Origin of the sequence: Bacillus sp. NPDC060175, assembly GCF_042728695.1 — a bacterium.
Taxonomy (GTDB): Bacteria; Bacillota; Bacilli; order Bacillales; family Bacillaceae_G; genus Bacillus_A.
This window is the reverse complement of sequence record NZ_JBHWYR010000019.1, coordinates 15564-37531: the sequence shown is the minus strand read 5'-3', so window position 1 is coordinate 37531 and position 21968 is coordinate 15564. Positions and strand designations below refer to the sequence as shown.

The window sequence follows — 21968 nt, the reverse complement described above, 5'->3', positions numbered from 1 at the left end:
TACATATTTTGTTTAAATAAGGGAGGATTTTTAAGTGGCAAATGTAACCTTTAAAGGTAACCCAATGACTTTAGTTGGAACAGAAGTTAAAGTTGGCGATCAAGCGCCTAACTTTCAAGTATTAGCAAATGACTTATCTCCAGTAAGTTTAGAAACATACAAAGGTGAAGTGAAATTAATTAGTGTTGTACCTTCAATCGACACAGGTGTATGTGATGCACAAACTCGTCGTTTTAACGAAGATGCAGCAGGTATTGAAAATACGAAAGTATTAACAATTAGCGTTGATTTACCATTCGCTCAAAAACGCTGGTGTGCAGCTAACGGTTTAGAAAATGTTGCGACACTTTCTGATCACCGTGACCTTTCATTCGGCGAAGCTTATGGCTTAGTAATGAAAGAGCTTCGTTTACTTGCTCGTGCAGTATTCGTAGTAGATAGCAATGACAAAGTAGTTTACGTAGAATACGTAAGTGAAGGTACAAGCCATCCAAACTATGAAGCAGCATTAGAAGCAGCAAAATTGGCGAAGTAATGTAAAAGAAGACGACCTCTCATTAAAGTTTCACTTTAGAAGAGGTCGTTTTTTCTCATGTATTGTTAACTAAACCAATATATGAGAAAAGACGTTACATCATAAACAACTTGAAGGGGAGCTCTTTGCAAGAGGTCGCTTTTTCTTTTGGGAAAAATTTAGATTATGGTATGATATAAGTTATGTGTAAAAGAGAGAAGGAGGAATGTACGTGAGTCAGGCAGTAGAAACATTATTTTCTATTTTTGATTCTTCTACGGTAGTTTTACGTAAAGAATTAGATGTAACATATTTAGAGGCGCTTGTAGAAACAGGTGATAACTTGTTTGAAGGAGCGATTTTACAAGAAGAATTATCCGAATCAACAATTGAAAGGTTGAATCGTGAATATAGTACGTTTAATGAAGAAACATATAAAGGTGAAGAAATTCGTAAAGCATTTCAGCTAGCCATTTTAAAGGGAATGAAAGAAGGCGTACAAGCGAATCACGAAATGACGCCAGATGCAGTCGGAATGTTCATGAGCTACTTATTCCATAAATTTATGCAAGGTCAAAAAGAAATTACAGTTTTAGACCCTGCAATTGGAACGGGTAACTTAATGACTACAGTGTTTAATAGCGCCAAAGAAGAACTAGCAATGAGTGGATTTGGTGTAGAAGTGGATGAAGTGCTAATTAAACTTGCTTTAGTAAATGCGAATTTACAAAAGCATGCAATCGAATTCTTCCATCAAGATGGACTAGCACCACTTTATATTGATCCAGTTGATGCAGTTGTTTCAGATTTGCCAATTGGTTACTATCCAAATGAAATCGGTGCAAGTGAATATACATTAAAAGCAGATGAAGGAATGTCATATGCGCATCACTTATTTATTGAACAAAGTGTGAAACATACGAAAGAAGGCGGGTATTTATTCTTCTTAGTACCAAACTTCATTTTTGAAAGTGATCAAGCGCCAAAGCTACATGCATTCATTAAAGAAACATGCTTTATTCAAGGATTGTTACAGCTACCTGTTTCCATGTTTAAAAACGAGAAAAATGCAAAAAGTATATTTGTTCTCCAAAAGAAAGGCCAGGATGTAATAATGCCGAAACAGGCACTATTAGTAGAATTACCTAAATTCTCCAACATGAAGGCTATGGAGAACATGATGGATCAACTAAATACGTGGTTTGCAACACATAAGTAATGCCAGATATATGTAACAGGGTTAGTAATTAATGTAGTACAGTTGTATAAAATATGGAATATTTTTTAATATATACAAGATTTAACTGAATCTTTTTGAAATCTGTAATATATTTTTTTTCTTGGTGTTACAATTTTTTCACTTGAAATATATGTCGGACGATGTTTAAATTAAAATCGTGAGTATAAAATTTACTAATGATGAAACGTTTTCATAATGAGTGAATTTAATTAGATAAAATCGAGCGGTTTGTGGAATGATCCACACAACTACCAAGAGAAAAAGGGGCGAAAGACTAGATGTCAAAAATCATCGCGATTAACGCAGGAAGCTCTTCCTTAAAGTTCCAATTATTTGAAATGCCAAGTGAAACAGTATTAACAAAAGGTTTAGTAGAACGTATCGGTTTAGAAGATAGTGTCTTCACAATTACTGTAAATGGCGAAAAACAAAAAGAAATTACAAACATCCCAGATCATGCAGTAGCAGTTAACATGCTTCTTAAGAAATTAACTGAAAACGGAATCGTAAAATCTCTTGATGAGATTGGCGGTATCGGTCACCGTGTTGTACACGGCGGCGAAAAATTTGCTGATTCTGTTTTAATTGATGATGAAGTATTAGCTGATATCGAAGAATTAAGCGATTTAGCACCACTTCACAACCCAGCAAACCTTGTTGGTATTAAAGCGTTCCAAGAAGTACTACCAAATGTACCAGCAGTAGCAGTATTCGATACAGCATTCCACCAAACAATGCCGGAATCTGCATTCCTATACAGCTTACCATATGAGTACTATGAGAAATTTGGCATCCGTAAATACGGTTTCCACGGAACTTCTCATAAATACGTGACTGAGCGTGCGGCTGAATTATTAGGTCGTCCAATTGAAAGCTTAAGCCTACTTTCTTGTCACTTAGGTAACGGTGCAAGTATCGCAGCAGTAGAAGGCGGTAAGTCTATCGATACTTCTATGGGCTTCACTCCACTTGCTGGTGTAACAATGGGTACACGTTCTGGTAACATTGACCCTGCGTTAATTCCATACATCATGGAAAAAACAGGCCAAACTGTAGAAGAAGTAGTTAGCGTATTAAACAAGAAGAGTGGTATGTTAGGTCTTACTGGTTACTCTAGTGACCTACGTGATATCATTGCGAAAGAAGAAGAAGGCGACCACCGTGCGAAAGTAGCACTTGACGTGTTCGTAAGCCGTATCCATAAATACATCGGTTCTTACACAGCTCGTATGAAAGGCGTTGACGCTATCATCTTTACAGCTGGTGTAGGTGAAAACAGTGCAGTTATTCGTGAGCGCGTATTAGAAGGCCTTGAGTACATGGGTGTATACTTCGACGTAAAACGCAATAACGTATTCGGTGAAGAAGCATTCATCAGCTTCCCACACTCTCCAGTAAAAATTATCGTAATTCCAACTGACGAAGAAGTTATGATTGCTCGTGACGTATTACGTCTTGGAGATATTGGTTAATATATGCATGAAAAAGACGAGATCCTAAAGGATTTCGTCTTTTTTTTGTATATATTTTAAAATTTGATCTGGATATAGTATTTTTTCCTTTTGAATAAATGCAGTGAGGGGAATCCATTTTGCATATGAGGCTGTTTGTTCATCTTTTATATTCAGTATCTCTATTTCATATAGTGATGTGTCTAATAAGCGTAAAGAATATAGTTGAATGATTTCATGACCAATTTCCTCACCCGAATAAAAAATATTTTCTAAGCATCCTAAATAATCGGTAACTTCTATTTCTGCATGAAGCTCTTCTTTAAATTCTCGAATAATGGTATCTGCTGATTTCTCACCAAGTTCAATTGAACCGCCAAGAGGACGATAATATGTTTCGTCGCCTGTACGATATTCTTGTACGAGAAGTCGCTCTTGATGTATAGCAATGCCAAAAGCTTTTGCACGTGGATACATATGTATAATCGCTCCTTATTTGTTTTGCATAAGGATGATTATAATGTAGCTAAGTAGAAATTGATAACATATATTCGGATAGATGTTTGGACTTAGGCTGTAAATAAAGAACACGCGATGTACAAGCCTATTTGCAAATATGATACAATAGAAAAAAATCGAACGAGGTGGTTGTTGCGATGCGATCGAAGCGAGAACAAGCCATTTTAGAAAATATAAAAGAGTGGGAAGGGCAATTAGTAGAGCAAGAGGCGACCGATTTTCAAAAGATGTTTGATAAGTGGTTGCATACTACAGTTGCAAAACTACCTGAGAAAAAACGAAAAGACTTTTTTACGAAAGCAGATGGATGGCTTTTTCATTTGCATGCACTTATTCAAAGTTCACAATCACAGTTAGATGCACGTAATCGTATTTTAGGAACGTCGAGATTATTTGATGAATCAATTGAGCAACTTGAAGATTTGAAGGCGTTATCTATTGATCAATTAACATACATAGCAGAGCAGCAAACAGCACGTCATCGCCTATATTCATTCGTACAAGGCGGAGCAACGGGTGCTGGCGGTCTATTATTATTAACGGCTGATTTTCCGGTTATGATTGCATTAAATGTGAAGGCTGTACAACTAATTGCGACATCATTTGGGCATGATGTGAACAAGCCGTATGAAATGATGCTTGCGTTAAAGGTATTCCACGCAGCATTATTGCCGGCGAGACTTCAGCAATATGCATGGTACAATTTACTGAGAGAACTTGAGCAAGAAGATTCATTCTTTTATGAAGGAGACGAAGAGGTGTTAAAGCCAGCTTCTACTGAGGTTGTGTTAAAACAAATTTTGAAGACATTTTCGATTTATGCTCTTCGTCGTAAATTATTCCAAGGCATTCCTGTACTTGGAATGGCAATTGGATCTACAGTGAACTATCGCTTAACGAGGAATGTTACTGAATTTGCAAATAAGTTTTATCAAGTGCGCTACATATTAGAAAAAGAAAAGAGAGCATGAAAAAAAGCGAGAGGCCGAAGCCTTTCGCTTTTTAGTTTGTCGCATGTTTTTTGGAAATTGGAATAGAAACGGGTTGCTTTGCTGCTTTCTTTTCTGTTTTTGGATAGTAAATTAAATCCAATGTTTTTGCCTGTACGGCAATCGAAAGAATAGTAAAAGCGATTTCTGTCCAATTTAAATAATATAATGAAAGCGCAAGAACAATCGCGTCAAAGACGAAGAAAATTTGCCCAATTGTAAACCGAGTTCGTTTACTTAATATAATTGTTAAAATATCGTCTCCACCGGTTGCACCGCCAAATCGCAATATAAAACCGAGTCCAATACCAGCTAACGCACCGCCAACTACTGCAGCTACAAATAAATTATTTGATAAATCTACCGTAAAAGGAGAATAATTTTCCATAAGGGAATAAAATACTCCGAATGAAAGTGAACCTAAGAATGAATAGCCAACCATTTTTCTACCTAAAAATGAAGCGCATAGTAAAATAATAGGGATATCCATTACTACAGTTGAAATAGATGGTGAAATATCATAAAAATTTTGGATAAATAGTGCAATACCTACAAAGCCACCTTCTGTTAAGTGGTTTTGGAAGTGAATGTGATATAGCGCTGCTGCTAAAATAAATGAACCGATTAAAACCATAAAAACTTCTTTAATAATTTGTCGACTTTGGATGTTCCTCATCGTTATTCCTTCTTTCCGTAGTTAGTAGTCCTTTTGGTGTTGTAAACTAACTACGAGCTCACATGTAGCTTTCAGTTAGTTTACGAAAAAACTAACTAAGCTATATGTCGCTGAAGAAATAACGAATAATCCTCTCGTCCATCAATTCTCCCTACCTTCGTTTTAGTTTAAGTCTTAAAGCGACTAAACAAAACGTGGAGTAGAATTCTTCATTTAGCAATCCTGCTCTTCTTTGTTTTGTTTAGCTAGTAACAATTAAGTCCTAAACAAAACGCTATGTGTAAGAAGAGTCTTTTTTTTGCCAAATTATCCTTCGGGCAATCATAATTTCCCCACTCTCGTATTTTTTTCGCTAGACTAAAGTATCTGAGCTGAAAAATACGCTACGTGTATGATTCGTCAATACGATGCCACATGCTCCTTCGAGCGATCATGATATCAAAATCCCTTCCTTCAAGATTTATATTATTATATCATACTTTCAAAAAATGTATGCGGATGGAAACCGACAATAACCGGAGGGAATCTACAAAAATTGTTATGTTTAAATATTTTTGTAGAAAAGCCTAAGCTATTTTGAAAATTGAACAAGCTTTAGAAAGTTTGTCCAATAAGTAAAAAGAAAATATAAATATTTATTCAATCGTATTTTCTTCGTCACTTTTATCTTTAAAAAATGCATCCCAGCTAATCACACTTAAAAAAGTTAAAGCGATAATAATGAAAGCTTGCATAAGTTTGAGACCTCCTTTTGTACATAGTATATGAATAATTCACTTTAGAATGTGTCATTTTTTTACAAGTCTTAATTGTTATGAGATTATATTAATATAGGTAGATGAAAGGAAGAGAGAAGATATGCTGAAAGACATGTTTAAAAGAAAAGAGCTAAAATGTATTTCATGTCAGAAAAAGATTGAATACGAAGAAGAGCTTGTTGCTTTTGTAAAGTTGCCGAAAGAAAGAAGAATATTAGTAGGCCCGTTTGATGTATGTTTAGCAAAAACGGCGCAAGAAATATATTGCAAAGCTTGTTACGACAAAAAAGCATGACCCAAATTAATTGAGGGGCATGCTTTTTTCATTGGTGTGCTTTTCCCTCAGATACGTTTTGAGTGAGGCGATACCAAAGCCAAAGGTCGTTAATAATAGAGGCTAAATCAGCTATTTCAGAATTAAGCCTACAGGAAATTTCAAAATTCTCTTCGTTATTTAAACGATGTTGTTTTTGATTAATGTAATGTTCAAGCTCTTTTATACGATCAGGTATTTTCCCGCGAATTTGCTCCCATTTTAATAAAATAGCGTGCTGCGTTTGTTCAGAGATGTCTTCCCATTCTTCTTGTATGTTCGGCACTGCAATTCCTAGATGTTCATTGTATATAAAATACTTTTCCATAGACAGCCCTCCATTTTCCTGCCTCTATTTTACATAAAAAAAGAAAGGAATTCGACGAAATTGTTTGAAAAAAATTATGAATTCCCCTTGATTCATTTTATGAAAGGTGATAAAGTTTGAATTATTATAAGAAATAGTGAATATTTATTCTTTAGGGGGATGCAAAATGGAGAAGAAAAAAGTTGTGTTAGCATATTCCGGAGGTCTTGATACTTCCGTTGCAATTAAATGGTTACAAGAGAAGGATTATGATATTATCGCGCTTTGTTTAGATCTAGGGGAAGGTAAAGACTTAGCGTTTGTAAAAGAAAAAGCACTTTCAGTAGGTGCAATTAAATCATATATGATTGATGTTCAAGAAGAATTTGCGAATGAATATGCATTGATAGCGATGCAAGCTCACACGTTATACGAAGGGAAATATCCTCTTGTCTCTGCATTATCTCGTCCGCTTATTGCGAAAAAATTAGTAGAAATTGCAGAGCAGGAAGGCGCAAGTGCAGTTGCACATGGATGTACAGGGAAAGGGAATGACCAAGTTCGTTTTGAAGTTTCTATTCAAGCGTTGAATCCATATTTAGAAGTTATTGCGCCTGTACGTGAATGGAAATGGTCACGTGAAGAAGAAATTGCATATGCAAAAGAAAATGATATACCGATTCCAATTAATTTAGATAGTCCATTTTCAATCGATCAAAATTTATGGGGACGCAGCAATGAATGTGGAATTTTAGAAGATCCATGGGCAGCGCCGCCAGAAGAAGCATACGAGATGACATTGGCATTAGAAGATACACCGAATAAACCAGATTTTGTAGAAATCGGATTTGAAGCAGGAGTACCGACGACTTTAAACGGCGCTGCATATTCACTTTCAGAATTAATTAAAACGTTAAATGCACTTGCTGGAAAACATGGCGTTGGACGTATCGATCATGTAGAAAATCGCCTTATCGGTATTAAATCTCGTGAAGTGTACGAATGTCCAGCGGCAATGACATTAATAACAGCGCATAAAGAACTTGAAGATTTAACACTTGTGAAAGAGGTTGCTCATTTCAAACCGATGATTGAGCAAAAACTAACAGAATTAATTTATAACGGTTTATGGTTCTCACCTTTAAAACAAGCACTCAATGCTTTCTTACAAGAAACGCAAAAAAATGTAACAGGTACAGTACGTGTGAAATTATTTAAAGGTCATGCGATTGTAGAAGGACGTAAATCTGAGTACTCTTTATATGATGAAAAACTTGCAACGTATACTGCCCAGGATGAATTTAATCATGATGCAGCAGTTGGTTTCATTTCATTATTCGGTTTACCTACAAAAGTATACAGCCAAGTGAATCAGAAGAAGGTGGAAGCGTGAGCAAACTTTGGGGCGGACGTTTTACAGAAGAAGCGGAAGCATGGGTAGAAGAATTCGGAGCTTCTATTTCCTTTGATAAGCAATTGGTTAGCCAAGATATAAAAGGGAGTATTGCACACGTTACGATGTTAGCAAAGCAAGGCATCGTTACGAAAGAGGAAGCAGAGAAAATCAAGATAGGGCTTCAGTATTTATTAGAGGAAGCGAAAGAAAATAAATTGAATTTCTCAGTCGAAGCGGAGGACATTCATTTAAATATTGAAAAGATGTTAATTGAAAGAGTCGGTGAAGTAGGAGGGAAACTTCATACAGGCCGAAGCCGTAACGATCAAGTAGCGACAGATATGCACTTGTATTTAAAAGAAAAAGTAGAAGATATTATAAAAGCTACAAAACAATTGCAAATTGTTCTTGTTCATCAAGCGGAAAATAACATTGAAACAATTATGCCTGGTTATACGCACTTGCAGCGCGCACAGCCTATATCGTTTGCTCATCATATCCTTGCTTACTTTTGGATGTTAGAGCGCGATGTGAATCGTTATGAAGATTCGTTAAAGCGTATTAACATTTCACCATTAGGAGCAGGAGCACTAGCTGGTACAACATTCCCGATTGACCGAGAATATAGTGCGGAGCTTCTTGGATTTAATGGAATCTATGAAAATAGTTTAGATGCGGTAAGCGATCGTGATTTCATACTGGAGTTTTTAAGTAACTCATCTATGCTTATGATGCACTTATCACGCTTTTGTGAAGAACTTATTTTATGGAGTAGTCAAGAATTTCAATTTATTGAAATGAGCGATCAATACGCAACTGGAAGCAGTATTATGCCGCAGAAGAAAAATCCGGATATGGCGGAACTTATTCGTGGTAAAACTGGCAGAGTATACGGTAATTTATTCAGTTTACTTACAGTAATGAAAGGATTGCCGCTCGCTTACAATAAAGACTTACAAGAAGATAAAGAAGGAATGTTTGATACAGTGAAAACAGTAGAAGGATGCCTTCATATTATGGCAGGCATGCTTGAAACGATGACTGTAAACAAAGAAAAAATGGGGCAAGCTGTGACGCAAGACTTCTCTAACGCAACAGAAATTGCCGACTATTTAGCAAGCAAGGGACTGCCGTTCCGTCAAGCTCATGAAATTGTTGGGAAACTAGTTCTTCATTGTACGCAAAAAGGAATCTATTTATTAGATGTACCACTTGAAACGTATAAAGAAATGAGTCCGTTATTTGAAGAAGATTTATATGAAGTTCTTTCACCTTATGCAGCTGTAAAGCGCCGTAACAGTGCTGGCGGGACAGGGTTTGAGCAAATCGAAAAAGCTTTGGAGAAAGCGAAGGGGTTAGCCATAGAGTTTGTTGGAAGTTAAATGATGTATGATATAGAAGGTAAGGTGCTTTTTTAGAAAGTGCCTTACCTTTTTGTATTTAGACTTTTAGCTATGTATCTATCATTTCATAATTATTTTTCATAATGATAAAATGATGATTCTCATGGATCGCTAACAGTTGGATAGATTGAATAAGGTTAGGGTAGTGAGCAATTGGATCTAAAAATACGATATGTCCTGCAATATTTTCGTCTATATGTTGAACTAGTTTTTTTATTTCATCTGTTTCACGTGAAAGTAATGCTTCTAATTCGTTTACATTCATAGAGTGATAGATTTTTTTTGAAGGGATTAAAATCCAAGGAGCTTTCATTCCTTTGCCGTGTTTTTCTTTATATTCCGCATAAATGTCATGTATGTCAGTTGCAAATGGGGTATTTCTTTTTAGTTTGGCATAGGGGATAAGAGCAAAAGAGAATTTAATCGCTACTTTTAGCATCCTTGTAATTAAATATAAGTGATAAAAGTGCTCCCCAATAGACCATTTTCCGTCCTCTTTCCTATACCATAGTTGTTCTTGTGAAAGTGAATGAAGCTTAGGTAGGAACTGGTTTCTTTGCACATGTAATGTGTGAAAATGTTTTGAGATATTTTCAGATTTCATAGTAGAGCATCCTCCATACCTATTTTTTCCTAATTATAACATTTTCCGTATAGATTTAATTAAGCCTAGAGCAATATGTTCTAGGCTTAAAGCTTCATTGATTAATCATACTTATGTCGATCTTCTGTGATACGAATATACTCAATATCCATTAAATCTCGAAACAGCGCACCATGACTTAGTTCAACGCCATGTTTTTCTTTAAAATGTGAGCATATTGTATTTAACATTTCAATCTCTTGCTCGTTGACATCTAAAATAATACGTTCATGATCTCCCATATAAATCCTCCTTCTCTAAACACATATATTTTGTCCGTCTATTTCTAAAAAATGTATGTTAATGTAATGTTAGGAAATGAGAAAGGAATGGAAGATGAGACGTATTTATTTTATAGGGTTAATTTTGTACACATTAATTGTGCTACATGTGGCATTCCCATCAATATTTTCATTTGCGAATGTAGAAACAGTGCATGTTGCGATATTTATCTTTACTCTATTTGTAGTAGATTGCTTTATTTTGATATGGCTTTCGAAAAGAAAAAATGTACAAGATAAAAAAGAAATTGAACGAAAAAAGAGAAAACGTTCATTTTGGATGACAACGTATTGTTTTTTATTAGTAATCACGGCTGCTTTTGCAAGTGAGCATATTCCGCTAGAAAGGTTAAATATCGAATTTTGGGCAATTGTATTTGCATGTTATTTTTTCATGCATTTTCTTCCTTATATGAAAGAAAAGCGAGGAGAAGAGGAAGATTCGCTTGTAGAAGAAGCGAGAGAACAAGAGCATAAGAGAATAGAAGAGGATATAAAGAAACTCGGAGAACAAAAATGGTATTTAAAATCAAAAATCATATATGTTCTTTGTTTTATTACGCCGCCAATTGGTTATTTGTATGTTTTTTTGCTTCGCAAAAAAATGACAGAAGATGCAAAGCAAACGTACTTAACGGTTGCGACGTTAATGATGGCGCTATGGTCTTTGAAGTTCCTTCCGCCTTATGTGTTTGCAGTTGTAATTGTTGTTGTAGCTTGTCTCGTATTTGTAGTGAAATATGTGAAATGAAAAACACCAAGCCCATGTGGACTTGGTGTTTTTTTATTATAAATTAAAGATCACCTTGCTCCTCATCACCACGAACAACAAGGACATCGCATTTCGCATAGCGAATAATATGTTCAGAGACGCTACCAATTAGGAAACGTTCTACAGCATTTAAACCAGTTGCACCGCACATAATTAAATCCACTTTATGTGTTGGGGCAATTTCTTTTGAGATTTTAGATTTAGGATTACCAAATTCTAATACAGTTTCTACTTTTTCAAGACCAGCTTCAAGCGCAGTTTTTTTGTAGTCTTCTAATAAGTCTTCTGCAAATAGATTTGCACGTTCAGCAATTGCGCGGCTATAAGCCTCTACTGCTGAGTATGCTTTTACGTCAACAATATGAGCAATTGTTAATGTTGCATTGTTTCGTTTTGCGACTTGAATTGCTTTTTTAAAGGCTTTTTCTGCTTCTTTAGAACCGTCCACCGCAATTAAAATATTTGTATATGTATTATTCATAGTAAATTCCTCCCAATCATTTGTATAACTGTTTACAACTTAATTATAAAACAAATTATGGTAATGTGCTTGTTGAAACGTTACAGAATTTTGAAAACTTTGTTTCAATTCATTTTAGTTGTAATTGGAGCGAGAACTTGTTACATATGAAGTATGGCAATTTAAAAGGAGGCATGTTTGTGAGACACGCGCTCATTACAGCCGGTACGAAAGGTTTAGGAAAGCAAGTAACAGAAAAGTTATTGGCTAAAGGGTATTCAGTGACAGTAACGTATCATAGCGATATAGCTGCTATGGAAACAATGAAAGAAACATATAAAAATATGGAAGAGCGTCTACAGTTCGTGCAAGCGGATGTCACGAAAAAGGAAGATTTACATAAAATAGTAGAAGAAGCGATGAGCCGTTTTGGCAAAATTGACTTTTTAATTAATAATGCTGGTCCTTACGTATTTGAAAGAAAAAAATTAGTCGATTACGAAGAAGACGAATGGAATGAAATGATCCAGGGTAATTTAACAGCGGTGTTTCATTTATTAAAACTTGTCGTACCGATTATGAGAAACCAGCAATTTGGCCGTATTATTAACTATGGATTTCAAGGGGCAGATAGCGCACCTGGATGGATTTATCGTTCAGCCTTTGCGGCTGCGAAAGTAGGACTTGTTTCATTAACGAAAACAGTAGCTTACGAAGAGGCGGAATATGGTATTACTGCGAATATGGTTTGCCCTGGTGATATAATTGGTGAAATGAAAGAAGCAACGATTGAAGAAGCGCGAAATCTGAAAGGTAGTAACACACCAATTGGTAGATCTGGAACAGGCGAAGATATCGCAAGAACCATTTCGTTTTTATGTGAGGACGATTCTGATATGATTACTGGTACGATTATTGAAGTAACAGGCGCTGTTGATGTTATTCATAGACATCGATAGAATTAAATAAAGTGAAGTTTCGAATAATTGGACAGTTTATCCTTTATACTGAGAGGTACGGATAATACTGTCCTTTAATGTAAGATTAAATCTATCGGAAAACTTGTATTATTTTTTGTCAAATATTGAGATATTATGTTAGAATATAAGAGCGTAGAAAGCGCTTTAAAAAATGATTCAGGGGTCATTTCATAACTCAAGGGGGAACTAATAATGCGTATCGGTATTCCAACAGAAATTAAAAACAATGAAAACCGTGTGGCAATGACGCCAGCGGGAGCTGTACATTTAGTACAAAATGGTCATGAAGTTTTTGTTCAAAAAGGATCAGGTGTAGGATCAGGCTTTACAGATGAAGAATACGTACAAGCTGGTGCGAAACTTGTTGAAACTGCTGAAGAAGCATGGAATCAAGATATGGTTATGAAGGTAAAAGAGCCAGTTGAAAGTGAATACGGTTATTTCCGCGAAGGTTTAATCTTATTCACATACTTACACTTAGCTCCAGAGCCAGAATTAACAAAAGCATTAATTGATAACAAAGTGGTATCAATTGCATATGAAACAGTACAATTAGACAATCGTTCTTTACCATTACTTGCACCAATGAGTGAAGTTGCAGGTCGTATGTCTGCGCAAATCGGTGCACAGTTCCTTGAGAAAAACAAAGGCGGAAAAGGTATTTTACTTGCAGGTGTTCCAGGGGTTAAACGCGGCAAAGTAACAATTATCGGCGGTGGTCAAGCTGGTACAAACGCAGCGAAAATTGCAGTAGGTTTAGGTGCAGATGTAACAATCATCGACTTAAGTGCAGAACGTCTTCGTCAATTAGATGATATTTTTGGAAACCAAGTAAAAACGTTAATGTCTAACCCGTACAACATTGCAGAAGCTGTAAGAGAATCTGATCTTGTAATCGGTGCGGTATTAATCCCAGGTGCAAAAGCGCCAAAACTTGTAACAGAAGAAATGATTCAATCAATGGAAACAGGTTCTGTCGTTGTAGATATTGCGATTGACCAAGGTGGTATTTTCGAAACAACTGACCGTATTACAACTCATGATAACCCAACTTACGAAAAACATGGTGTTGTTCATTATGCAGTTGCAAATATGCCAGGTGCGGTTCCACGTACATCAACTCTTGCATTAACAAACGTAACAGTACCATATGCAGTACAAATTGCTAACAAAGGCTATAAAGAAGCTTGCCTAGGCAACTCTGCATTATTAAAAGGTATTAACACATTAGATGGATATGTAACATTCGAAGCAGTTGCAGAAGCGCACGGCTTACAATACGCTGATGCAAAAGATCTTCTTGAAAAAGCTCCTGCTTTATCATAATAGAAATAAAATAAAGACCTTTCCTTTGTAGGAAGGGTCTTTTTGTTTAAACTAATTATCTAATTTCTTCACAATTTTCAAGCCGAACATCATTGTGAAGAAAAGAATTCCAAACAAGTAATACAGGGCATACTCTACTCGTATCGTCGAATTTTCGTTGGTGATATATAAAATAAATAGTATAGCAGAGCCGATTAAATGAGAGAGACCGAAAATTTGGGCCATAAGCTTTAAATTCATTTTCTCAATTCGTTCATCTATCTCAGGTAATGGGTATTCCTCGGACTCTTTCTTTTTTTTCTTAAAGAATATTCGTTTCACTACAAATAGTACCGAGGCTAAGAGTATGTATACGCAAGCGAATAGAAGGACAGAACGAATCTTTTCTTCATCACTACTATTGAAATAAAGAAAAATCGATCCTAACACTAAAATGGTAAGATTTGAAAAGAATTCTTGATTAAAAGTATTTTTCATTCTTTTTCCTCCCCAGTTTTATCTAATTGAAATAAATCTTCCACTTTACAGTTGAAAAACTCACATAATTTCAACGCTAATTCTAAACTTGGGTTGTATTTATTCTTCTCGATAGCGATGAGGGATTGTCTAGTGATTTGAACAGAGGAAGCTAATTGCTCTTGAGTGATGTCTCTAACGACGCGGAATTGTTTCACTTTATTTTTAATCAAATATACAAAGTCTCCTTTTTGTAAATTTGTTACATTTATTATATCCATTTTTAGGGAATAAGTAAATAAAACTTTACAAAAAGTAAACAAAACTTTACGAAAGATATTGCTTGTTACAATGTATGTTTTTGTGATAATTTGGAATTAAACGGAAAATGAAAGTCGATAGAGGAGATTGGGTGTGGAGAACTATGGAAACAGTAAATCTATTAGAATTAACAAAAGATATTAAAACTCAACATAAAAACTTCGTCGTTTCAAATATAAATAATCATTGCTTACGAATCGCCGTATTTACTGGTGAATATGATTGGCACTACCATTCTAATTCGGATGAATTATTCATTGTGTTAGAGGGAGAATTACTTATCGATTTTCAAGATAGAGAGACAGCAGTTTTAAAGCCAAATGATTCAATTTTAATTCCAGCATGTACAATTCATAGAACGAGAGCGTTGAAGAGAACGGTAAATCTTTGTTTTGAAAATGTAGAGGCGGATACAGTAATTGTGGAGGTCGTATGAGAAGGTTACAGATTGAAGAATACGATAAAGTAAGTTCACTTTTAGAAGAGAATCAACGAACAACAACTTTTGCGTATGCAGTTTGTGATCAAAACATAAATGGTGAGATTTTTATAAATGAGAAGTTAACAGCAGGACTAATCGTCACCACTAATGGTATTTATTATTTGTTTGGTGACACTCAAGACCAAAGTTATAACGAAGATTTATTTTCGTATATAAAAACAGTCATTGAAAAAACAGAGAAACGATTTACACTGTTCACTTCGAGTGAAGAGTGGGAAATGATGATTGAAGAGTACTTTAGTAATGCATTTCGGAACATCCCACGAAGGACATTTCAATTTCAAAGAGAAGTTTTTGAAGATAGAAAAATAGAATTAAACAAAAATACATATGAAATTAAACGTATTGATAAAAGTGATATAGAACGAAGTAATGAATTTACAGAGGATTATTACAAAGAATATTGGGGATCAAAAGAAGTGTTTTTAAATAACGGCTTTGGATTTTGTATAGAACAAGATGGGATAATTATAGCTGAATGCGTCTCAATATTTAGAGGGCATAGTTTTGCTGAAATTGATATTGCAACGCATGAAGCGCATCAAGGGAAAGGGTTAGCCCAAGCTGTCGCAACACATTTCATTGAACATTGCATGCAAAACGATATTACACCGTGCTGGGATTGTAATGTAGACAATATTCCTTCGCAAAAATTAGCTAGTAAATTAAGTTTTTATAATCCAATAGAATATAGTTTGTTTGTACGTAAGAGAACGGGGGAATAAAAATGAATGTGGAGTTAACGAGATTTAAAGTGAAACAAGGTAAAAGTCATCGTGTAGATGAATGGATGCAGCTTCTTAATGACAATATGAAAGAAGTGCTTTTGACATTAAACGACGAAAAGATGTATGTAGAGACAATTTTCCGGGAAATAAGAGATGGAGAAGAGTACTTATATTGGTATTCTGTGCAAGGAGAAGGCGGGACTCTTGTCGGAAATTCTCATCATGAAATTGATAAAAGGCATTTGGAGTTTTGGTATGAATGTATTGATGAGGAAGCGCCGTCTGTTGATATGAAAACAGAAGTCGTTATGATTCAAGATGTTGTGAAGGAAGCGATGAAATAATAGAATAGTATTTTTGAGAGGAGCACATCAAAATGGATGTGCTTATTATTATGGAATTTTTTTAGAAAAGCTGTATACATCTTATGCTCTCAAACGTTGAGTATATAGAAGGGAGAGCAGAATGAGTCATGATACGTTTGAATCGTTATTAATAGAGAAGTCAAAAGCTGTGTTTGGATACTTAATTAAGATTGGAGCAGATAGAAAAGAAGCGGAAGATATTGTGCAAGATACGTTGTATAAAGCTTTATTGCTTATGGAGGAAATACCGTTAGAGCATTTAACACCGTGGCTATTTAGAGTTGCAATCAATCAGCACCGAGATTTACACCGAAAAGAAAAAAGACTAAACCCAATCGCAATTGAATCGGTCGTTCTTATTGGTCAAAAGTCATTAGATGAAGTGCTTTTAACAAGTGAGTTGCAAGGAGAAGTACAAGAAATATTGGAGACGATGACGGAGGATTATCGTCATATTTTACTGTTGAAATATGAATATGAACTATCTTATAAGGAAATTGCCATTTTATTAAGTATGAAAGAAGACACAGTAAAAACAAGTTTGTACCGTGCAAGAAATCAATTTAAAAAATTGTATAGGAGGAGAAATGATGAGTCGGAAGGACTTTGATTTGAATATGGATGATAAGCAGATGAAGACTTTGATGAAGAGAGCGAAGAGGAAGCAGTTTTGGCGAAACTGGCTTATTTCTATTTGTGCGTCCATGATTGTTATAGTAGGTCTGTTTTTGGGAGCAACGTATTTTTCTCAACAAACGTTTAGAAAAATGGAAAGAGAAATGAATGCACTACATAAGGTTCAAGGCCCTAATATTCGTTTCAGTGGGAGCATGTATTTAAGTCTCGGTGTGACAGGAAGTACGGTAATATATAATTCTTATAAAAATATAGCCGGTCAACCAGTAAAATGGATAAATGATATATACGAATCAGGTATCTGGGATTATAGTATGAAGCACTATAATGGTGAACTTGTTAGTTTAGATGAGGAGAAAAGGGATGAAGAGGCTATTGCGATACCAGATTATAATGTACAAACAATGCAAAGGGAGATGAGATTTTATCTACCTTTTGTTACTTATAAAAATTATGTAGATGATCTGAAAAATATCGGGGAGTTGCAAAATAAGGTTGCAGAAGTGGCCCTATCTTTTGATAAACCATATTCAACTGAACAAATTGTTGAGATGCTTCCAAAAGATATACAAACAGTTTGGTTTTGGGTAGATACATACAATGAAAAGAAAAGCGATTCTTATGTAGGGTTAAAAGATCCTAAAAGTGGTGCAATACTAAATGCTGAAATGGCTAGTAATGTTTTTGGGTTTGCAGGAAGTTATGCAAAGGCAAAAGAAGATGTGAAAAACGATTTAACAATAAATTCAAAAGAGTTTCTGTACCAAATGAAGTATTTAGCAAAAAATAGTGAAGGTATACCAAGTGATTATTTTGAACAATATTATAAAGAAATAAAAAACACCAAACCAAAAGACTTACCAATATACGGTGTAGTCGTAACTGGAAAAACAGAGGATTTACAAAGTTTACAAGGTGTGCCATATATTAAGGCGGCTGTTAGAGGTGTAACAGTTGAGAAATATTGATTACAATTAATTAATGTGAATAATCAGAAAATTTATGTTATAATATGGGAAAAGGAGGTTTATATGAGGCAAATACATGGAGCAATTTATATTTACATAACAATGTTTTTCGTGCTAATATCCTATGGTTTAAGGCACGTGTATTCGCATCCTATATTAACTTTTTTAAGCGGAGCATGTATGGTGTTTGCACTTCTTGTCCACCTTTTCTCAGTTTGGATCGTGAAATTTCAAATTAATATTAGTGAAATAGAAGAAGGCACTTTTTAAAGAGCCTTCTTTTTTAATAATATTGGCGGAGCCCCTGTAGTAATTTTTCAATTTCGCATTCAGTTTCTTTACATATAGACATTGTACGTAATCTGAAAAATAAGCTGCGTAAGAAAGATTTTATATTTCCGTATAGAAATTCGTATGATTCAATATGCAGTATTGATTTTTGGATTTGTAATTGAGCTACTAAATCACGAAGGGCTAATATGAGTACTTCTTCCGCTAGGCCATTTTGCAGCATTACGACAATTGGACAAACGATACGTTCATCTTCTTCATACTTGTAATAGATGGAATGGACACAAACTTTATTTAATAAAGTTGTTAGTATTTCTTCGTAATGTGAAGCTCCTAGTTTAGGATTATTAACAAGCGCTTCAAATGTATCGGAAGCATGAGCGACACTATGTGCCCAGCCATGGTCTTGCACATAGCCTCGTAAGTCATGCTCTTTGTTCATATATAGAATTAATTTATCTTTTACATTTGAAATATCAGTCTGTGATAAGAAATTATGATTTGTATCCGCATCTATAATGAGGGCGATTAATAATGTTGTAAATGCACGGGTAAATACAGCGTCATCGTCATTTGCATGAATTTTATAGAATAAATAGTTTTCACTGATGCTTTCTGATAATAGTTTTTGTAAGTGGGTGTGTGAAATATAGTCCTTCTTGATTAGATGATAAAAAGTAGAGTAAATGAGTTTGTCTCTTAAATAGCTATCGGTAACGCCGATATGTTGAAGCATACTTGAACTTAATGAATCAATATGAAGTGTGTTGTTGATTATGTAATTATTATTACGAATTTCTTCTAACTGTTGTTGCAACATATAAACCTCCTATTTTAGAAAATTCTGCATATTGATAGTATAATGTGTGGAAGAAATAGACAAGAAATAATTTCTTTTGAATGACTCGATGTGGGAGGAAGTGTTATGGCGAAAGCCATGTTCTTCTTCATTAGTATTTTATTTTTAGGTGTGTTTCTAATAATATTATCAGCCTGTACTACGAAACCTGTAGAGCAAGTAGGGTTAAAAGAAGAACCTAAAGAAGGGTATGTAATACTAAGAAATGACACGGTGTTTTTTGTCGGTGATAAAACGTTTGAAACAAAAGTAGAGTTGCAAAATGATATGGAACAACAAATGAATAAAGAGCATCCATCAAATATAGTGTTGAGCTTTAAGGATAAAGACGCATATAATCAATTAAAAACAGGGGATAAAATAAAAGTATGGTCTTCTAAAATACTTGAAAGTTATCCAGCAAAAATGATTGTAGAGCAATTTGAAATAGTAGAGAAATAAGAAAAAGGCAGCAATCACGCTGCCTTTTTCTTATTTCACAAATTGTAATTCTTTCGGGAACTTCGTTAAGATTTCTGATCCGTCTTTTGTGATGTAAATATCATCTTCAATACGAACGCCGCCTACGTTTGGTACGTAAATACCTGGTTCGATTGTGAAGACCATACCTTCTCTTAATAGAGACTCGTTGCCTTCTTTTACATCTGGGTATTCGTGTACGCTAATTCCAAGTCCGTGACCAAGGCGGTGTGGGAAGAAGTCTCCGTAACCTGCATCTGCGATAACAGAGCGAGCAGCGTTGTCAATTGCACCAAATGTAACACCTGGTTTACATGCTTCAACTGCTTGTAGTTGTCCAGCAAGTACAGTGTTGTAAATGCGAGTTTGTTCTTCAGAAATATCACCAAATGCTACTGTACGTGTAATGTCAGAGCAATAACCTTCAATGATTACACCTAAATCAAATAGTACGAAATCGCCGCGTTTCATTTTGTTTGCGCCTGGAATACCGTGTGGAAGAGCAGAGTTTGCACCTGCCAATACCATCGTATCAAATGACATTTTATGGATGCCTTTTGTTTTTAATTCATGCTCAATAATTGCTAATACTTCTAGCTCGCTGCGATTTTCTTTAATTGCATTTATACCAACTTCAACAGCATAGTCTGCCATTTTAGCTGCTTCACGTAAAATAGAAAGTTCTTTTTCGTCTTTAATTAAGCGAAGCTCGCGAACTTTCTCTTCAGCTGATTTGAAAGCTGCATTTGGGAATAATTTTGTTAATTCTTCGTAGCGCTCTACGTTTAAATGTTCTTTTTCAATTGCAACTGCATTTGCATCAATACCACGATCTTTAATTGCTTTTGCAATCATATCCCATGGTTTGTCCGTATCAGTAAATCCGATAATTTCATGTGCCCAGCCAGCGTTACGCGCTTGGCCTTCTTCCATTTTAGGACAAATTAAAATAGGTTCTTTTTCTTGGAATACAAACATACCAAGTAGTCTTTCATGTGGTTCGCAGTGGAAGTTCGTCATGTAGAAAACGTTTGGTGTAGAAGTTAAGAACGCAGCTTCTACGTTTTTTTCTTTTAGCCATTGCATTAAATTTTCTAATCTAGCATTCATCGATTGGCACCCCCGAGATATTTAATTACAGATATAACTTTACATCGGATGAAAGCGTTATGACAAGTAAATAGATGTTAGAAAAGACAGGGAATTAAGAAATCATGTAGAATAAAAAGTGAGAATGTGAATAGGGGAGGAATGTAATGATGGAAGTATCTTATCACGGGCATTCAGTTGTAAAGATTGAAACGAATGGAAAAGTTATTTTAATTGATCCGTTTTTAACAGGAAATCCGAAAACAGATTTAAAGGCTGAAGATGTAAAAGTTGATGCGATTATTTTATCGCACGGACACGGTGATCATGTCGGCGATACAGTAGCGTTAGCAAAGAAAAATAATGCGGTTGTTGTAGCGCCATTTGAATTAGCGACATTTTTAAGTTGGCAAGGTGTAAATACACATCCAATGCATATTGGAGGTTCGCATGAATTTGACTTTGGAAAAGTGAAATTTACCCAAGCATTCCACGGCTCTAGTTATATTGATGAAGAAAATAAGACGATTACATATACAGGTATGCCAGCTGGTATTTTGTTTACAGCAGAAGAGAAAACGGTATATCATGCAGGAGATACTGCACTGTTCTCTGATATGAAGTTAATTGGAGAACTTAATAATATTGATGTAGCATTTTTACCAATTGGTGATAATTTCACAATGGGGCCAGAAGATGCTGTGTTAGCAGCAAAATGGATTGGTGCGAAAACGGTTGTACCGATGCATTACAATACGTTCCCAGTTATTGAACAAGATCCATATCAATTTGTAGAAAAGCTACAAAATTGTACAGGGAAAGTATTAGAAGCTGGAGAAAGTATTACACTATAAAAGAGAAATCCTTCATTTGAAACGACAAGTGAAGGGTTTTTTATGTGTGTAGTACAGTTTTTAAAGTCTGTATTTGTTTAGGTGATTCTTTTCTTTTTGGAAGTGGCTGTTCGGGTGTTTCATTCAACTCCATTGCAACTTTTTTTCCATCTACGAAAGCTAAAAATACAGCACCTACAACCTCTAAAATTTTTTTCATCATGTATTCGCTCCTTTGTTTCATTTCTTGTCTTAATTGTATATGGAATCGAGTGGACAAACTATCGAACGAGATGACAACAGCATTACAGTGTTGTAATAGAGTGACTGGTGGAATGTAAGGGTTATTTTGTTATAAAAAAAATAGTACAGATATATATAGAGAGAGTGTAACAGTTTTGAAAATATAGTATACTGAGAATACAACACATGA

General features: G+C 35.1%; 29 protein-coding genes. 18 read left to right on the top strand and 11 right to left on the bottom strand.

Translation table 11 applies throughout. The features are described 5' to 3' along the window. Nucleotides 1-34 precede the first annotated feature (34 nt). The 3 genes from tpx (at nt 35) to ackA (ending at nt 3226) form a co-directional block, all read left to right on the top strand. Nucleotides 35-535 carry a thiol peroxidase gene (gene tpx, locus ACFWDE_RS12095; protein ID WP_002145386.1) on the top strand — a complete coding sequence of 167 codons (501 nt, stop codon included), beginning with the start codon at nt 35-37 and terminating at the stop codon, nt 533-535. Nucleotides 536-746: 211 nt separating this feature from the next. Next, nucleotides 747-1733, top strand: coding sequence for a class I SAM-dependent methyltransferase (locus ACFWDE_RS12090; protein ID WP_078175047.1), 987 nt, complete (start codon nt 747-749; stop codon nt 1731-1733). A 299-nt stretch (nt 1734-2032) separates the two neighbouring features. Next, nucleotides 2033-3226: an acetate kinase gene (gene ackA, locus ACFWDE_RS12085; RefSeq protein ID WP_377892541.1), complete on the top strand. Its 1194-nt coding sequence runs from the start codon at nt 2033-2035 to the stop codon at nt 3224-3226. A gap of 24 nt (nt 3227-3250) precedes the next feature. Here ackA and ACFWDE_RS12080 read toward each other — a convergent pair whose 3' ends face one another. After that, nucleotides 3251-3682 (bottom strand): NUDIX hydrolase, encoded by a 432-nt coding sequence (locus ACFWDE_RS12080; RefSeq protein ID WP_377892539.1) that lies wholly within the window; start codon nt 3680-3682, stop codon nt 3251-3253. A gap of 179 nt (nt 3683-3861) precedes the next feature. Between ACFWDE_RS12080 and ACFWDE_RS12075 the strand changes: the two genes are divergently transcribed. Continuing rightward, nucleotides 3862-4695: an EcsC family protein gene (locus ACFWDE_RS12075; RefSeq protein ID WP_002112252.1), complete on the top strand. Its 834-nt coding sequence runs from the start codon at nt 3862-3864 to the stop codon at nt 4693-4695. A 31-nt stretch (nt 4696-4726) separates the two neighbouring features. On the opposite strand, the gene ACFWDE_RS12070 is transcribed toward ACFWDE_RS12075, so the two are convergent. Further along, nucleotides 4727-5389, bottom strand: a complete 663-nt coding sequence (locus tag ACFWDE_RS12070; protein WP_002015542.1) for a YitT family protein — start codon at nt 5387-5389, stop codon at nt 4727-4729. 858 nt (nt 5390-6247) lie between these two features. Here ACFWDE_RS12070 and ACFWDE_RS12065 point away from each other — a divergent pair. Further along, nucleotides 6248-6442 carry a hypothetical protein gene (locus ACFWDE_RS12065; protein WP_377892536.1) on the top strand — a complete coding sequence of 65 codons (195 nt, stop codon included), beginning with the start codon at nt 6248-6250 and terminating at the stop codon, nt 6440-6442. 28 nt (nt 6443-6470) lie between these two features. On the opposite strand, the gene ACFWDE_RS12060 is transcribed toward ACFWDE_RS12065, so the two are convergent. Then, a complete protein-coding gene (locus ACFWDE_RS12060) occupies nt 6471-6788 on the bottom strand; it encodes a radical SAM protein (protein WP_219920511.1) in 318 nt (105 codons plus the stop codon). 166 nt (nt 6789-6954) lie between these two features. On the opposite strand from ACFWDE_RS12060, the gene ACFWDE_RS12055 reads away from it, so the two are divergent. Then, nucleotides 6955-8160, top strand: coding sequence for an argininosuccinate synthase (locus ACFWDE_RS12055; protein ID WP_377892534.1), 1206 nt, complete (start codon nt 6955-6957; stop codon nt 8158-8160). Beyond that, on the top strand, nt 8157-9545 hold the full coding sequence (argH, locus tag ACFWDE_RS12050; protein ID WP_377892532.1) for an argininosuccinate lyase: 1389 nt from the start codon (nt 8157-8159) through the stop codon (nt 9543-9545). The genes ACFWDE_RS12055 and argH overlap by 4 nt, the downstream gene beginning before the upstream one ends. A gap of 70 nt (nt 9546-9615) precedes the next feature. On the opposite strand, the gene ACFWDE_RS12045 is transcribed toward argH, so the two are convergent. Further along, a complete protein-coding gene (locus ACFWDE_RS12045) occupies nt 9616-10170 on the bottom strand; it encodes a DinB family protein (RefSeq protein WP_377892531.1) in 555 nt (184 codons plus the stop codon). A gap of 101 nt (nt 10171-10271) precedes the next feature. Next, complete coding sequence (locus tag ACFWDE_RS12040) at nt 10272-10451, bottom strand: ProA domain protein (protein ID WP_070145106.1); 180 nt, start codon at nt 10449-10451, stop codon at nt 10272-10274. Nucleotides 10452-10545: 94 nt separating this feature from the next. On the opposite strand from ACFWDE_RS12040, the gene ACFWDE_RS12035 reads away from it, so the two are divergent. Continuing rightward, the gene (locus ACFWDE_RS12035) at nt 10546-11241 is read left to right on the top strand and encodes a hypothetical protein (RefSeq protein WP_377892529.1); all 696 of its coding nucleotides are present in this window, start codon (nt 10546-10548) and stop codon (nt 11239-11241) included. Between the two features lie 43 nt (nt 11242-11284). On the opposite strand, the gene ACFWDE_RS12030 is transcribed toward ACFWDE_RS12035, so the two are convergent. Next, nucleotides 11285-11743, bottom strand: coding sequence for a universal stress protein (locus ACFWDE_RS12030; protein ID WP_215576584.1), 459 nt, complete (start codon nt 11741-11743; stop codon nt 11285-11287). Between the two features lie 146 nt (nt 11744-11889). On the opposite strand from ACFWDE_RS12030, the gene ACFWDE_RS12025 reads away from it, so the two are divergent. Continuing rightward, the gene (locus ACFWDE_RS12025; RefSeq protein ID WP_377892588.1) at nt 11890-12681 is read left to right on the top strand and encodes an SDR family oxidoreductase; all 792 of its coding nucleotides are present in this window, start codon (nt 11890-11892) and stop codon (nt 12679-12681) included. Between the two features lie 213 nt (nt 12682-12894). Then, complete coding sequence (gene ald, locus ACFWDE_RS12020; RefSeq protein ID WP_377892526.1) at nt 12895-14028, top strand: alanine dehydrogenase; 1134 nt, start codon at nt 12895-12897, stop codon at nt 14026-14028. A 51-nt stretch (nt 14029-14079) separates the two neighbouring features. Here ald and ACFWDE_RS12015 read toward each other — a convergent pair whose 3' ends face one another. Next, nucleotides 14080-14505, bottom strand: a complete 426-nt coding sequence (locus ACFWDE_RS12015; RefSeq protein WP_377892525.1) for a hypothetical protein — start codon at nt 14503-14505, stop codon at nt 14080-14082. After that, complete coding sequence (locus ACFWDE_RS12010) at nt 14502-14765, bottom strand: helix-turn-helix transcriptional regulator (RefSeq protein WP_002003636.1); 264 nt, start codon at nt 14763-14765, stop codon at nt 14502-14504. Before ACFWDE_RS12010 ends, ACFWDE_RS12015 begins: the two co-directional genes overlap by 4 nt. Before the next feature lie 143 nt (nt 14766-14908). Between ACFWDE_RS12010 and ACFWDE_RS12005 the strand changes: the two genes are divergently transcribed. The 6 genes from ACFWDE_RS12005 to ACFWDE_RS11980 all read left to right on the top strand — a co-directional run bounded on the left by ACFWDE_RS12005 (nt 14909) and on the right by ACFWDE_RS11980 (nt 18274). Then, on the top strand, nt 14909-15241 hold the full coding sequence (locus tag ACFWDE_RS12005) for a cupin domain-containing protein (RefSeq protein ID WP_377892523.1): 333 nt from the start codon (nt 14909-14911) through the stop codon (nt 15239-15241). Next, nucleotides 15238-16032, top strand: a complete 795-nt coding sequence (locus tag ACFWDE_RS12000; RefSeq protein ID WP_377892521.1) for a GNAT family N-acetyltransferase — start codon at nt 15238-15240, stop codon at nt 16030-16032. The genes ACFWDE_RS12005 and ACFWDE_RS12000 overlap by 4 nt, the downstream gene beginning before the upstream one ends. Nucleotides 16033-16034: 2 nt before the next feature. Then, on the top strand, nt 16035-16379 hold the full coding sequence (locus ACFWDE_RS11995) for a DUF6176 family protein (protein WP_377892519.1): 345 nt from the start codon (nt 16035-16037) through the stop codon (nt 16377-16379). Nucleotides 16380-16500: 121 nt separating this feature from the next. Beyond that, nucleotides 16501-17010, top strand: coding sequence for an RNA polymerase sigma factor (locus tag ACFWDE_RS11990; protein ID WP_377892518.1), 510 nt, complete (start codon nt 16501-16503; stop codon nt 17008-17010). Continuing rightward, nucleotides 16991-18004 (top strand): anti sigma factor C-terminal domain-containing protein, encoded by a 1014-nt coding sequence (locus ACFWDE_RS11985; protein WP_377892516.1) that lies wholly within the window; start codon nt 16991-16993, stop codon nt 18002-18004. The genes ACFWDE_RS11990 and ACFWDE_RS11985 overlap by 20 nt, the downstream gene beginning before the upstream one ends. A gap of 63 nt (nt 18005-18067) precedes the next feature. After that, nucleotides 18068-18274, top strand: coding sequence for a hypothetical protein (locus tag ACFWDE_RS11980; RefSeq protein WP_377892514.1), 207 nt, complete (start codon nt 18068-18070; stop codon nt 18272-18274). 13 nt (nt 18275-18287) lie between these two features. Here ACFWDE_RS11980 and ACFWDE_RS11975 read toward each other — a convergent pair whose 3' ends face one another. Continuing rightward, nucleotides 18288-19115 carry a DUF2785 domain-containing protein gene (locus ACFWDE_RS11975; RefSeq protein ID WP_377892512.1) on the bottom strand — a complete coding sequence of 276 codons (828 nt, stop codon included), beginning with the start codon at nt 19113-19115 and terminating at the stop codon, nt 18288-18290. Between the two features lie 105 nt (nt 19116-19220). Here ACFWDE_RS11975 and ACFWDE_RS11970 point away from each other — a divergent pair, with 105 nt between their 5' ends. Further along, nucleotides 19221-19595 carry a DUF3221 domain-containing protein gene (locus tag ACFWDE_RS11970; protein WP_377892510.1) on the top strand — a complete coding sequence of 125 codons (375 nt, stop codon included), beginning with the start codon at nt 19221-19223 and terminating at the stop codon, nt 19593-19595. A gap of 30 nt (nt 19596-19625) precedes the next feature. Here the strand turns inward: ACFWDE_RS11970 and pepQ are convergent, their stop codons facing one another. After that, nucleotides 19626-20723 (bottom strand): Xaa-Pro dipeptidase, encoded by a 1098-nt coding sequence (pepQ, locus tag ACFWDE_RS11965; RefSeq protein WP_002112217.1) that lies wholly within the window; start codon nt 20721-20723, stop codon nt 19626-19628. A gap of 149 nt (nt 20724-20872) precedes the next feature. Between pepQ and ACFWDE_RS11960 the strand changes: the two genes are divergently transcribed. After that, nucleotides 20873-21556 (top strand): metal-dependent hydrolase, encoded by a 684-nt coding sequence (locus ACFWDE_RS11960; RefSeq protein WP_377892587.1) that lies wholly within the window; start codon nt 20873-20875, stop codon nt 21554-21556. A gap of 40 nt (nt 21557-21596) precedes the next feature. On the opposite strand, the gene ACFWDE_RS11955 is transcribed toward ACFWDE_RS11960, so the two are convergent. After that, complete coding sequence (locus ACFWDE_RS11955) at nt 21597-21758, bottom strand: hypothetical protein (RefSeq protein ID WP_377892508.1); 162 nt, start codon at nt 21756-21758, stop codon at nt 21597-21599. Nucleotides 21759-21968: the final 210 nt, after the last annotated feature.